Raw genomic sequence first — 13,626 nt, 5'->3', positions numbered from 1 at the left:
CAGCCAAAATCTTTATCTATTATCTGCGTTCATCTGCGTTTATCTGCTTTCATCTGCGTTCTAAAAAAAGGGTTGTCGGGAAAGTTTAGATAATTTATTGAACCGCAGAGACGCAGAGGACACAGAGAGAAGAGAAAGGAGGAATATTTTCTTAGACATTAGTTAATTCATCGTTAATTTTTGCCCAAGATTCTTGAGGATTAGTAGCAGCAGTAATGGGGCGACCAATTACTAAATAATCTGCCCCTGCTTGGATAGCTTGACTAGGCGTAAAAGTCCGACTTTGATCGCCTGTTTCCGCCCATTTTGGACGCACTCCAGGACAAACTAGCAGAAATTCATCGCCGCAAACTTGACGCAGTTGTGCTGCTTCTTGGGGCGAACAAACTGCGCCATCTAAACCAGATTCTTTAGCTAAAACTGCCATTTGTAAAGCATATTCTGGCAATTCAATTGGCACTTTTAAATCAAAGGCTAAATCCCTGGAATTGAAGCTAGTTAAAAGGGTAATCGCAATTAGTTTCGGAGGCGGATAACCAACTTCTGCTGCACCTTCAACTAATGCAGTTTTGGCAGCTTGTAAAGCTTTTCTGCCGCAAGTAGCATGAATGGTGAGTAAGTCAACTCCGTATTTTCCAGCGGCGCGACAAGCACCAGCAACGGTGTTAGGAATGTCGTGGAATTTTAGGTCGAGAAAAATACGTTTTTGGCGGTTTTTGAGAGTGGGGAGAATTGTCGTACCAGTGCTGACAAATAATTCTAATCCTACTTTCCAAAATTGTACATCAGGAAGTTGGGAAATTAGGTCGATCGCATCCTCCTCCCCAGACACATCTAAAGGCACAATCACCCTTTCCGCTGCTAACACCATTACTGCACCAGTCGAACAAACTTATTTTTTCCTAACTGCAATACCTTACCATACAACGACTCTGGAAAATCAAAAGTCAGATTTACATCCATCTTTTGTTCCCCATCAATTCGCACCCCACCGCCTTGAATTTGTTTTCGTGCCTCCGAACTACTTTTACACAAACCAGAAGCACTCACAACATAAAATAACTTCGCCGGAAAATTCACCGATGCTAAAGAAAACTCAGGAACAGTATCAGCTTGGAAAGTTTTTCCACCAACCAAATTTTCTGCATCCTTTTGCGCCTTTTGTGCCTCTTCCTCACCGTGATATTGCGAAACAACATCTAAAGCTAAAAGCTTTTGCCTTTCCCTCGCATCACTTGGCAAATCAGCCAAAGATTTATCAGTCAACAACTCAAAATAATCTTTCACCAAACTATCAGGAGTTTTCTCTAACTTTGAGTACATTGTTAAGGCATCTTCCCTTAACCCCACATAATTACCCAAAGACTTAGACATTTTTTGTTTGCCATCAGTACCCAGCAAAATTGGCATTAACATTCCAAACTGCGGCGTTAAACCAAAATGCCTTTGTAAATCTCTTCCCACCGCAATATTAAACTTTTGATCGGTCCCACCCAATTCTACATCCGCCTCAACTGCCACCGAATCATAACCCTGCATCAACGGGTAAAGAAACTCATGCAAGAAAATCGGACTTTGCTGCTTGTAGCGTAAATCAAAACCTTCCTTTTCCAACATTTGCCCAACAGTCATTGTGGCGAGTAATTCCAAAATCTTCGCCAAATCCAGTTTAGACAACCACTCCGAGTTGTAGCGAATCTCCAACCGTCCGGGAGTGTCAAAATCTAAAATCGGGCGCACTTGTTCCAGGTAAGTTTGGGCATTTTGCGCCACCTCTTCGGGAGTTAATTGGCGACGCACCTCAGATTTTCCGGTTGGGTCGCCAATTCTAGCGGTAAAATCACCAATAATCAGGACTGCTGTATGTCCAGCATCTTGGAAGGCGCGTAACTTGCGAACTGGGATACTATGACCTAAATGGATATCAGCACCAGTGGGGTCGATTCCGAGTTTGACGCGCAAAGGGCGATCGCATTGTGCTAACCTTTGTCCCAGATTCTCATTCACATCCTGAGAATCAGTCACATTGGGGAAAATCTCGCTGATACCCCGGTACAACTTATTCAGATCTTGGGTAAAATGAAACAATTTATCAGAGGTCATACTTGCCAAATATCCAGACGGTGATAAACTCACTGGTTAACATCAAAAATAAAATCAGCCAGATTAATCTAACCGCAAAACTAATCAGAATATCAATGCTAACTCAATCGGGCCGCTCTCGACCTCGAAAATTAATCCATCTCCAGAAACAAGTGAATAAACGCGATCTATGCTAAAGTTTGACCTTGGCAGTCCATAAATCAGACCCCATACAAAATGTTCCCACTTTCCTGTAACCAATATAAGTCTTTAGAATAGGGCAGTTATAAATACTCGATTATCTACACTCAGATAAATTATCCCGTTTTTATTCAGTTTGTCGCGTTGAGGAAGTCAAATCGCCGTGTCGTCTAACACACTTCGACAAAAGCCATCCGGCACTAATGCCTCTAGCTTTCAATTTGTACAGACAATTGCCAAAGTTACTGGCGGCACTTTGCTGAGTATTACCATGCTAACCACTTCCGTTGTTGCTGGAGGATTGGTTGGTCTGGCGATTAGCTTCCGCAATTTGCCAGATGTGAGAGTCTTACGCACTTACGCCCCCACAGAAACTTCTCACATTTATGATATTAAAGGTAAATGGCTGGCTAGCATTCACGGAGAAGCTAACCGAGAAGTTGTCTCCTTAAATAAAATCTCTCCAGAACTTAAACGTGCAGTATTAGCAATTGAGGATAGTCATTTCTATCTGCACCAGGGAATCAACCCCAGTAGTATCGGTCGGGCGTTTAAAGCTAACTGGGAAAGAGGTGATGTGGTAGAAGGTGGTTCTACTCTTACCATGCAGTTGGTGAAAAACGTTTTCCTCTCCCACAGGAGGGCTTTTAGCCGGAAAGTGGCGGAAGCAGTGATGGCAATTCGCCTAGAACAAATTCTCACCAAAGACCAAATTTTAGAGTTGTACTTAAATCAGGTCTATTGGGGACACAACAATTACGGCATCCAAACCGCAGCAGAAAGTTATTTTAACAAACAGGCTGCTGATTTAACTTTGGCAGAATCGGCAATGTTAGCTGGTATTATCCAAGCGCCAGAAGAATACAGTCCGTTTGTTAACTATAAGATAGCTAAACAGCGTCAAGCTTTAGTTTTAGCTCGGATGCGAGAGTTAAACTGGATTAAGCCAGAGGAAGAGGCGGCTGCAAGAAAGCAACCTTTAAGATTGGGTAAGGTAACTTCTTTCCAAACTAGTCAGTTACCTTATGTTACTGATGCAGTGAAGCAAGAGTTAATTCAGAAGTTCGGTCGGGAAACGGTGCAAAAGGGTGGAATGCGGGTGCAAACCACGATCGATCTTGACTCCCAGCGCAAGGCAGAAAATTTTATTGCTAACGAACATCGAAGATTACAACGTCGCGGTCTCTGGGGGACGGAACTGGCACTCGCAGCTGTTGACCCACGTACCCATTTTATTAAGGCGATGGTTGGGGGTTCTGATTACGAGAAGAGTCAGTTTAATCGTGCTACTCAAGCCATCAGACAACCTGGTTCTGCTTTCAAGCCGTATGTTTACTATACAGCTTTTGCTTCTGGTAAATATACGCCTGACTCAACTGTTTTTGATACTCCGATACGCTATCGTGATGGGGTGAAGGGTTATGCTCCCAGAAATTACGATAATAGTTTTGCTGGGCCAATGAGTATTCGGCAGGCATTAGCGATATCGCGCAATGTTCCTGCGGTGAAGATGGGTCGATCGGTAGGTTTGGATAAGGTGATTGAAACCTGTCGTATTTTGGGAATTAAAAGCCCAATGGAACCTGTGATTTCTTTGCCTTTGGGTGCTATTGGTTTAACACCTATGGAAATGGCTTCTGCTTATGCGACTTTTGCTAATAATGGTTGGCAGTCGGATACTACTTTAATTGTGCAGGTGACTGATACTCAGAACAATGTCATTTTAGATAATACGCCGAAGCCTAAATTAGTTCTCGATCCTTGGGCTGCCGCTTCTACTACTAGTGTGATGCAGTCTGTAATTAATGAAGGTACTGGAAAAATGGCGAATATTGGTCGTCCGGCTGCGGGAAAAACTGGTACTACTTCTTCGGAGAAGGATGTTTGGTTTGTGGGTTTTGTTCCTCAGTTATCTGTGGCAATTTGGATAGGTCGGGATGATAACCGACGTTTGGCTTCTGGTGTTACGGGTGGTCACTATGCGGCACCAATTTGGCGGAATTTTATGAATCAGGCTTTGGATGGTGTACCTGTAGAGTACTTTGTGCCACCTTCTAAATTTAAGCGTCCGCGTGCTTAGATTGTTTTAATTAGGGTTGGGGAAAATGGTAAAGGGTAAAGGTGAAAGTAGATTTTTACCCTTTACTGTTTTTCGCCATTGAGCTAATCATTGAGTTTTATTGCCAATGTGACAAAATTGGTTAAGGCTGTTTGTCTAATTCGGATTTCATTCGTTCTAGGGTGAGGTGCATTTGGTCGAACATTTGCTGAGGTGTAATCCCAAATTGATTTAGTTGGGTTTTTAGTTGTTGTACGGTCATTTGAGCCATAAAATCCTCAGATAGTTCAAAGCGTTTCATAAATATCCGGTAACGCTCCATGAGTGTTTCCCATTGTTCTATGAATAGCTTTTTGCCCTCGCGATCGAATTTCCCGTAGTTTCCCCCGATTTGAATCAGGGATTGATATTCTTCGGATAGTTGTTTTAGTTCTTGTTGAACGATCTCAGAGTCAAAAAATCCCATTTGTTTAGTTTAATCTGAACTTTTTAATTCAGTAGGTCATGTATTAGTTGTGTTCTTATTTTAGTCCAGGCTGGATTAGTAATTCAAACAAGGTCTGGGGCTATTTTGCTGTAATTTAGCCGATCGGATTCACCTTGCCAGCAATTGTCGGGTAATTTGTAATTAGCAAGTAGTAAAAGCCGAACAATTGACGCTTTGATGGTGAAAAAAGTTTATATCATGTATAAAGATGAGCGTTGCTGAATTGTCCAATATTTTAATTTGTGGCTAAGTTTGGCAGAACAACGCTAAGCTGATGGGTTAACTACAATTGTTTACTCTTTGAGGGTTGACGGAATATTATGTTAAGTACTCCAAAAAATCGCAAGTTAGCGGCATTTCTGGCGTTTAGTGGCACTTTAGTTCCTTTAGCGGGACTGCATAAGTTTTATTTGGGACAGCCGTTGTGGGGTATTTTATATTTGTCGTTATCTTGGACTCCGATACCTCGTGTGGCGAGTGCGATCGAAGGTTTTTGGTATTTAGTCCAAGACTCTGAGGAGTTCGATCGCAATTTTAATGCAGAGATAACTGTCTCTGCCAAATCTACTGTCGATCCCCAAAATGTCACCGCTCTTGCTGATGCGTTGCGCCAGTTGGAAAGTCTCCGCCAGGAAGGATTAATTTCTGATTACGAGTTTGAACAAAAACGCCGACAGTTACTTAATATTTGAGCAATTCCATGTCACAAATGTCAATTCGCTTTCGGTTATTAAAAGACCCTTATTATCGATTTAGGTCAATTGAAGAAGTGGTTGTAGCAGCAAGTTTAGGGATTAAAATTGATGTGAATCAAGCGACTGTGGATGATTGGTTGAGATTACCTGGGTTATCGATTCATCAGGCGCGATCGCTTGTGGAACTTAGCCGTAATGGAGTTCAATTTCATTGCTTGGAAGATATCGCTGCTGCTTTAAGTTTGTCAGTTCAGAGATTACAACCTTTAGCACCTGTTCTACAATTTTGTTATTACGACGTAGAAAGTATTCACTCACCACAACGAATTAATCCTAACACTGCTACTAGGGAAATGTTAAATACAGTCCCAGGTATTGATAGTTTGTTGGCTGATAAAATTGTGGAAAATCGAGAATCATCTGGATTTTATCGCAGTTTAGCAGACTTCCAAAATCGCCTAGTTTTACCAAGCGAATTAATTAGTCAGTTGATGCACCATTTGCGCTTTTAAGTAATTAGTCATTCGTGATTATTTAACCTAGATAAAGACATTCATCTGTGTTTATCTGTGGTTAAAAAAAGAACTTTTGCAAAAACCGATAACCTCTGAATACCATCTGCGTTTATCTGCGTTTATCTGCATTCATCTGCGTACAAAAATTAATCTTTAGTGACAAAACCGATGCGATCGAAAGGCCAAAAACGAAACCAAGCACGACCGATAATATTTTCAGTTGGTAAAAAGCCCCAGATATGGGAATCATTACTATTATTTCGATTATCTCCCATAACAAATACTTGATTTTCTGGAACTCGTTTTGGTCCCCAACGGTAATCAGGTGACTCAGCGATATAGTCTTCTTTTAGGGGTTTATCATTAATATAAACTTTGCCATTAGCGACGCTAACAATTTCCCCAGGTTCGCCAATTACTCGTTTAATAAATGCTTGGTCTTTAGCGTAACCTTGAATTTGTAATTGAGTGGGTGGTTCAAAAACTATGATATCTCCGGTTTCGGGTGGATGGAAGGCGTAGGAAACTTTTTCGACGACTAAGCGATCGCCTAACTGCAAAGTCGGTATCATCGAATCCGAGGGAATAAAGCGAGGTTCCGCTACAAAAGCGCGAATCAACAACGCTAATCCCAAAGCTATAACTAAGATCAGCAAATTTTCCTTGATCGATCGCCAAACTCTTGCTTCCCCCACACTTGGCGAAGGCGACTCAATCGGAGAATCTTTTAATTCTTGGTTGTCATATTGCATAAATGTTATTTGTGATACAGCACAAAACTATTTCTCTAATAAAGATATAGAACCATGTTACATATTGAAACAAACCTTCTCTAGTTTCCAGCTAAAGACAGATGAAATCAGATAAGTTATGGCACTAAATATGATGCAATGAAGCCTGAGAAATTATCCTTCGGCTACAAGATTCATCAGAGATTAGAATTATGAATCTATCACAATTTAGTTGCCGGAAACATTACAAGAACTTAAGGAGTCATACTAATAGGCAAATTTTTAAAATGCTTCCGGTTTTAATTTTTGAATTATTTTTTGAGGAGGTGCAATGATACTCATTCGTGATGTCGTACAACAGGCTTTAACAACTGGCTATTTAACTATAGAAGCCGAAAATTTGCTCAGACAACTTTTATGCCAAAAGTATGAGTTAGAAGACTTCTATGCTTTTATGAACTTACAATTAGCAGCTATGGCTGGTTACGTCAAGCAAGAGTCTCGTGAGTTAGTTTAGCAGAAGCTTGGGTAGGTGTGACATACGCTACGCGATATGCCTACGGTAGGCTACGCCAAAGCGATCGCCTCACCCATGTTATCAGGCTCCTTTGCTTCGGAAACTCGATCTACAGAAATCTTCATTTCTTGTAACTTTACCGAACCAAAAATAGTTGCTACAGAAACATCAGCCGCATCCCGACCCGTACCAATACGAATAAAACCCTCTTTCGGCGCTAATTTTGTCGCATCAAATAAATACCAGCGATCGCCCAAATAAGCCTCAAAAACCGCATGAAAATCTGGCGGTTCTAACTGATAAGCATACACGCTCACAAACCGGGCTGGTATATTCAAAGCCCGACAAAAAGCCACACCTAAATGAGCAAAATCCCGACAAACGCCCGCCCTTTGCATCGCCGTCTCATAAGCAGAAGTTTGGGAATCACTACTCCCAGAAAGATAAGTCACCTTCTCATAAATCCAATCACAAATCGCCGCTACTCTAGAGTAACCAGGTTCTAAATCATTAAACTCGCTTTGGACTAAACCAAATAACATATCTGATTGACAATAGCGACTAGGATAAAGATATTGAAAAGTCTCCATTGGCAATTGAGATGGCGGTACTTCTGCGATACTTTTCCCATCTGTAAAAAAATGTGACAAATCCACAGTTGCTTGATAGTCGATCTGCAAATTACCCACAGGTGCAACTAAGCGAACGTAGCGATTTCCATTATCATCAACAGTCAATTCATCAAAAGGTAATTGCGGATCGAGTTGCAATTCTTCCGCAATAATCTTTTGGAAATCATTTCGGACAACCTGCACATTAAAAATAAAAGTGCTAGGTTCATTAATTGTATAAACTAATTGCGAATTTACTTTATATTTCATAATTTGTCCTTTAAAAGATAACAGGGAAGAAAGTTCGATCGGGATTTATGGATTTACTCCTGATAAGATCCCCGACTTCTTCAAGAAGTCGGGGATCTGGCTTGCACTAATCAACAGAAAAACGGTAGAAATTAACCCTACCGTTTTTCAAAAAGTTATGAGGATGAGCTTTGAATTGAATTAATAACTTAAAACTCAAAACTCAAAACTCAAAACTTATTCAGCCGCTTGGGGTAGTAATTCTCGTTTTTCCCCTTGACGTACTTTTACTTGACCTTGGTCGTCTACATCGACAACAGCAGTATCTCCTGATTGAATGCGACCAGAAAGAATTTCCTCAGCCAAGCTATCCTCCAACAAGCGCATAATGGCGCGGCGTAAAGGTCTTGCGCCATAGCTGGGGTTGTAACCTTCTTGTACCAAGCGGTCTTTGAAAGCTTCGGTTACTTCTAAAGTAATCTCTTGTTCCAACAACCGTGAAACCACTTCCTTAAGCATGATATCGGCGATTTCCTTAACCTCATCCTTGGAGAGTTGCCGGAAGACAATAATTTCATCCAAACGGTTGAGGAATTCTGGACGGAAGTATTGCTTCAATTCTTCATTAACCAAAGAACGAATCCGGTTGTACTGTGCTTCATTTTCATTACTAGAGAGTTCAAAGCCCAACGCACCGCCGCCTTTTTCAATTACCTTAGATCCGATGTTGGAAGTCATGATCAATAAGGTGTTCTTAAAGTCTACCGTCCGACCTTTAGCATCAGTCAAACGACCGTCTTCTAAGATTTGCAGCAGCATATTGAATACATCGGGGTGGGCTTTTTCGATTTCGTCGAAAAGTACCACTGTGTAAGGACGACGACGTACTGCTTCGGTTAATTGTCCGCCTTCGTTGTAACCAACGTAACCCGGAGGAGAACCAATTAACTTGGAAACGGTGTGCCGTTCCATGTATTCCGACATATCTAAGCGGATCATGGCATCTTCCGAACCAAAGAAATAGGAAGCCAAAGCTTTGGCTAACTCAGTCTTACCTACTCCGGTTGGGCCAGAGAATACGAAGGAAGCGATCGGACGATTGGGATTTTTCAACCCAACTCTAGCCCGACGGATCGCCCGTGAAACTGCGGTTACAGCTTCTTCCTGACCAATCAAACGTTGGTGTAAGGTGTCTTCCATGTGTAGCAGTTTCTCAGACTCAGACTCAGTGAGTTTATTCACTGGTACACCAGTCCAAGAAGCGACAATTTGGGCGATGTCTTCTTCGGTGACAACTGGTGAAACATCTTTGTCGGAAGTTTCGGTAGCCTTTTTATTTTGGGAAATCGATCGAATCTGGCTCTTAATTTCCATTTCCCGATCGCGCAACTCACCCGCACGGTCGAAGTCTTGGGCCCTTACTGCATCGTCTTTTTCCTTAAGAACTTGACGCAGTTCTTTATCCAATTCTTTAGCTGCTGGTGGCAGTTGCGAGTTAATCAAACGTACTCTAGAACCTGCTTCGTCAACCAAATCGATCGCCTTATCTGGCAAGAACCGATCTGAGATGTAGCGATCGGATAACTTCGCTGCTGCAATAATCGCTTCATCAGAAATTTTCAGTTTATGGTGTTGCTCGTAGCGTTCGCGCAAACCGTAGAGAATCTCAATTGTTTCTTCTACGCTGGGCTCGCCCACCATTACTGGTTGGAAGCGTCTTTCTAAAGCCGCATCTCTTTCAATATGTTTGCGATACTCATCTAAAGTTGTCGCGCCGATGCACTGGAGTTCGCCCCGTGCTAAAGCAGGTTTGAGGATATTAGCAGCATCGATCGCACCCTCCGCCGCACCCGCTCCAATCAGAGTATGTACTTCATCGATCACCAGAATTACATTTCCAGCCGATCGAATTTCATCCATAATCTTCTTCAAGCGTTCTTCAAATTCACCCCGATACTTAGTACCTGCAACCAACAAGCCAATATCGAGAGTAACCACCCGCTTATCTTCAAGGATATCTGGCACATCAGAATTAGCGATGCGTTGGGCTAGACCTTCTGCGATCGCTGTTTTACCAACACCAGGTTCCCCAATCAATACCGGATTATTCTTAGTCCGCCGACCCAGAATTTGAATTACCCGCTCAATTTCCCGTTGGCGACCGACCACCGGATCGAGTTTACCTTCCCCAGCCATCTGAGTTAGATTCGAGCCAAACTCATCCAAAGTTGGAGTTTTCGTCCGACCTTGACTGACACCAGGGGTAACTTCGGTATTTTCACCCAGCATCCGAATCACTTGGGTACGAACCTTAGATAAATCTACGCCTAGATTTTCCAGCACTCTTGCTGCAACCCCCTCCCCTTCCCGGATCAGACCTAAAAGGAGATGCTCAGTGCCAATGTAGTTATGCCCTAGCTGACGAGCTTCTTCTAGGGATAACTCCAGAACGCGCTTAGCTCTGGGAGTAAAAGGTATTTCTACAGCAACAAAACCAGAACCTCTACCGATAATTTTTTCTACTTCAATGCGAGCGTCTTTTAAATTAACGCCCATCGATTTTAGTACCTTGGCGGCGACACCTGTCCCCTCACCAATCAGACCTAATAAGATCTGTTCTGTACCAACAAAGTTGTGTCCCAGGCGACGTGCTTCTTCCTGGGCCAGCATGATCACTTTAATTGCTTTTTCTGTAAAGCGTTCAAACATGGCAGCTTTCCATCACCTGCTGAGTCCCGGTAGGTTTGATTCTAGCATAGTGATTCTGGAGGGCTGTTATTGTTCTTTAGAAAACAACCCTTGAGATTTATACATTTATTAATAAGAAATTGACGGGTTTGGATTGGCGTTGGCGAAGTCTGTGCGGTATAAGCCCTATCGGGCATTCAAGAAAAGCACCTATCGCCATTTGTCTATCTAAAACATCTACACTTTCCCTTTACTAACTCTTAAATTTTTTCCTGTTAATTAGCAATTTCTCTGATCAATAATTCCCAACCATAAGCACCCAGGCGCAAGCGCATTTGCTGTTCCCAGTCAGCCAAAGTTTGAGTAAATTCGGGATATTGCAAGCCATTGAGCCACAGAACCAAAGCATCTTCACCTGTATCTTGATAGTATCCGCGTCGGGTTCCAGCTACCTTAAAGCCAAACTTTTGGTAAAGAGAGATAGCTGGCTGATTGGACGCTTTTACTTCCAAGGTGGCTCGTTCTATTCCTCGTTGTCTGGCTCTAGACAACAAAGCTAGGAGCATCGCCTGACCTAAACCTTGATGTTGGTAGTCGGGAGAGACAGCCACGATCGTAATGTGTGCCTCATCTAAAATAGCCCACTGACAGCCCATTGCCAAGAGTCGGGGGCTGGGGACTGGGGACTGGGGACTGGGAACAAGGGGACAAGGGGACAAGGGGACAAGGGGACAAGAGGAATTTTTATCTTCTGCTCCCCTGCTCCCCTGCTTCTCTGCCTCTCTGCTCCCCCGCTCTGTCAAAATTAACAAAACGTCACTATTCGGGCTTTCTAACTCTCTTTGGTAGCCTTCTAAAGTCCAGAGTCCAGCAAAGCATTTTTGGTCTAGTTCGACTACTGCTGGTAACAAATCTGTGGTTAAAGGTTGAATAATTAATGTTTGTGTCAAGGCGCGATTGTAAACTGGTTAAAGTGAAGCACTTAAGCTTGTTATTTTGAATTTTTGAGGATCGCTCTCACATTATGGTATCAACTCACCCTTCTGGGGTTCGCAATTTTGGTTCTGAGTATTTATCTGACTTCAGGAGTGCTACTGCTTCGCCAAATCAGGAACTTTTACCTTTGACAGCTAAGGTTAATAGTAGTGGCTGTTTGGAAATTGGTGGCTGTGATGTCACTTCTTTGGTGGCGCAGTTCGGTTCGCCACTTTATATATTGGATGAAGAAACTCTGCGTACTGCTTGTCGTCAATATCGTGATAGTTTTAAAAGTTACTATGCTGGGGAATCTCAGGTAGTTTATGCTTCTAAGGCTTGGAATTGTTTGGCAGTTTGTGCGATCGTCCACAGTGAAAGTTTAGCTGTAGAAGTAGTCTCTGGAGGGGAACTTTACACTGCGCTTCAGGCTGGTGTAGCTCCCGAAAAACTCTATTTTCACGGCAATAATAAGTCAGTTCAGGAATTAGAGTTAGCGATCGAATCTCAATGCACAATTATCGTCGATAATTGGCTAGAATTGGAAAGTTTGGCTGGTTTGGCTCAAGAAAAACCAACCTCAGTCCCAATTATGCTGCGGCTAACTCCGGGAATCGAATGTCATACTCACGAATATATTCGTACTGGTCACTTAGATAGTAAATTTGGCTTCGATCCTCATCAAATCGATCGAGTATTTAGCTTGGTTAGCAAAAATCCTCAACTTAAATGTATAGGACTTCACGCTCACATCGGCTCACAAATCTTTGAACTCCAACCTCATCACGATTTACCAGGAGTAATGGTAGAGTGGCTGAAAAAAGCAGCTGATTATGGTCTACCAGTAAATCATCTTAATATTGGTGGTGGTTTAGGCATTCGCTACACTGAAACTGACGATCCCCCAAGTATCGCGGAATGGTCAAAAGTTGTTTGTGAAGCGGTAACGGCTGCTTGTCACGCACAACAAATACCTCTGCCAAAATTAATGTGTGAGCCTGGACGCTCTTTAATTGGTTCTGCTTGCGTGACAGCTTACACTATTGGTAGTCGGAAAGAAGTCCCCGAAATTCGCACTTATATTTCTGTAGATGGGGGAATGTCGGATAATCCGCGTCCGATTACTTATCAATCAGTTTACCGAGCCGTTGTCGCTAATCGGATGTCTGCGCCTTTAACAGAGACGGTGACTGTTGCTGGTAAACATTGCGAGTCGGGAGATGTTTTGATTAAAGATATTTCTTTGCCACCAACTCAACCGGGAGATATTTTGGTAGTACTGAGTACGGGTGCTTACAATTACAGCATGGCTTCTAACTATAACCGAGTACCTCGTCCGGCAGCAGTTTTGGTCAAAGATGGGGAAGTGAATGTGATGATTCGGCGCGAGACTTATCAGGATTTGGTAAGATGCGATCGCCTCCCAGAACGCCTAATCTAAGACTCTTGAAACATGGGGACAAGGGGACAAGGGGAAGTTTAAATCTCACACTCAATATTTTCCGTACTCTCTTGCTTACTCAAAAGTCAACAGATAAAACTTATCCTGTTCCCTGTTCCCTCTCTTAGCCTTCTGCTTGGAAAAATATTAAGTTTTAAATTAAATAGCTTTTGCTTTGCAAGAATTAATATTTTGCTTAAGTAACGAAAAAACTTTTGATAGCGCTTTCAGTCGAAAAAACGATTAAAATTAAATGAAATTTAATGAAACAACTATGAATTGGTAAAGCTTTGATATTACTGGTAATAATTGAAATTATGATAAAAGTAGACACTTTTTGGCTAAACTCTCGTTCAGCTTAACTGATATGGTAAG

The 13,626-nt window shown here is 42.3% G+C and carries 12 protein-coding genes; 5 read left to right on the top strand and 7 right to left on the bottom strand.

The window, feature by feature from the left end:
- Window positions 1–151: 151 nt before the first annotated feature.
- Window positions 152–871, bottom strand: coding sequence for an orotidine-5'-phosphate decarboxylase (pyrF, locus tag ACE1CA_RS29470; protein ID WP_413281420.1), 720 nt, complete (start codon window positions 869–871; stop codon window positions 152–154).
- Entirely contained in the window at window positions 871–2,103 is a 1,233-nt protein-coding gene (gene tyrS / locus ACE1CA_RS29465) for a tyrosine--tRNA ligase (RefSeq protein WP_413281421.1), read from the bottom strand. Before tyrS ends, pyrF begins: the two co-directional genes overlap by 1 nt.
- 343 nt (window positions 2,104–2,446) lie before the next feature.
- On the opposite strand from tyrS, the gene ACE1CA_RS29460 reads away from it, so the two are divergent.
- Window positions 2,447–4,363 (top strand): transglycosylase domain-containing protein, encoded by a 1,917-nt coding sequence (locus tag ACE1CA_RS29460; protein ID WP_413281422.1) that lies wholly within the window; start codon window positions 2,447–2,449, stop codon window positions 4,361–4,363.
- Between the two features lie 121 nt (window positions 4,364–4,484).
- Here the strand turns inward: ACE1CA_RS29460 and ACE1CA_RS29455 are convergent, their stop codons facing one another.
- Window positions 4,485–4,808, bottom strand: a complete 324-nt coding sequence (locus tag ACE1CA_RS29455; RefSeq protein WP_413281423.1) for a DUF1825 family protein — start codon at window positions 4,806–4,808, stop codon at window positions 4,485–4,487.
- A gap of 341 nt (window positions 4,809–5,149) precedes the next feature.
- Between ACE1CA_RS29455 and ACE1CA_RS29450 the strand changes: the two genes are divergently transcribed.
- Both ACE1CA_RS29450 and ACE1CA_RS29445 read left to right on the top strand, forming a co-directional pair.
- Complete coding sequence (locus ACE1CA_RS29450) at window positions 5,150–5,521, top strand: SHOCT domain-containing protein (RefSeq protein WP_413281424.1); 372 nt, start codon at window positions 5,150–5,152, stop codon at window positions 5,519–5,521.
- Between the two features lie 8 nt (window positions 5,522–5,529).
- Window positions 5,530–6,036 (top strand): ComEA family DNA-binding protein, encoded by a 507-nt coding sequence (locus ACE1CA_RS29445; protein WP_413281425.1) that lies wholly within the window; start codon window positions 5,530–5,532, stop codon window positions 6,034–6,036.
- A 149-nt stretch (window positions 6,037–6,185) separates the two neighbouring features.
- Here the strand turns inward: ACE1CA_RS29445 and lepB are convergent, their stop codons facing one another.
- A complete protein-coding gene (lepB, locus tag ACE1CA_RS29440; protein ID WP_413281426.1) occupies window positions 6,186–6,791 on the bottom strand; it encodes a signal peptidase I in 606 nt (201 codons plus the stop codon).
- 310 nt (window positions 6,792–7,101) lie between these two features.
- On the opposite strand from lepB, the gene ACE1CA_RS29435 reads away from it, so the two are divergent.
- Complete coding sequence (locus tag ACE1CA_RS29435) at window positions 7,102–7,287, top strand: hypothetical protein (RefSeq protein ID WP_413281427.1); 186 nt, start codon at window positions 7,102–7,104, stop codon at window positions 7,285–7,287.
- Between the two features lie 50 nt (window positions 7,288–7,337).
- Here the strand turns inward: ACE1CA_RS29435 and ACE1CA_RS29430 are convergent, their stop codons facing one another.
- The 3 genes from ACE1CA_RS29430 to rimI all read right to left on the bottom strand — a co-directional run bounded on the left by ACE1CA_RS29430 (window position 7,338) and on the right by rimI (window position 11,785).
- Window positions 7,338–8,168 carry a transglutaminase-like domain-containing protein gene (locus tag ACE1CA_RS29430; protein WP_413281428.1) on the bottom strand — a complete coding sequence of 277 codons (831 nt, stop codon included), beginning with the start codon at window positions 8,166–8,168 and terminating at the stop codon, window positions 7,338–7,340.
- Window positions 8,169–8,384: 216 nt separating this feature from the next.
- Entirely contained in the window at window positions 8,385–10,856 is a 2,472-nt protein-coding gene (locus tag ACE1CA_RS29425; protein ID WP_413281429.1) for an ATP-dependent Clp protease ATP-binding subunit, read from the bottom strand.
- Between the two features lie 254 nt (window positions 10,857–11,110).
- A complete protein-coding gene (rimI, locus tag ACE1CA_RS29420; protein WP_413281430.1) occupies window positions 11,111–11,785 on the bottom strand; it encodes a ribosomal protein S18-alanine N-acetyltransferase in 675 nt (224 codons plus the stop codon).
- A 74-nt stretch (window positions 11,786–11,859) separates the two neighbouring features.
- Here rimI and lysA point away from each other — a divergent pair, with 74 nt between their 5' ends.
- Window positions 11,860–13,251, top strand: coding sequence for a diaminopimelate decarboxylase (gene lysA, locus ACE1CA_RS29415; protein WP_413281431.1), 1,392 nt, complete (start codon window positions 11,860–11,862; stop codon window positions 13,249–13,251).
- Window positions 13,252–13,626 lie beyond the last annotated feature (375 nt).

The organism is Floridaenema evergladense BLCC-F167, from assembly GCF_041929205.2.
Lineage (GTDB): Bacteria > Cyanobacteriota > Cyanobacteriia > Cyanobacteriales > Aerosakkonemataceae > Floridanema > Floridanema evergladense.
This window is presented reverse-complemented; position numbering and strand designations above follow the sequence as displayed.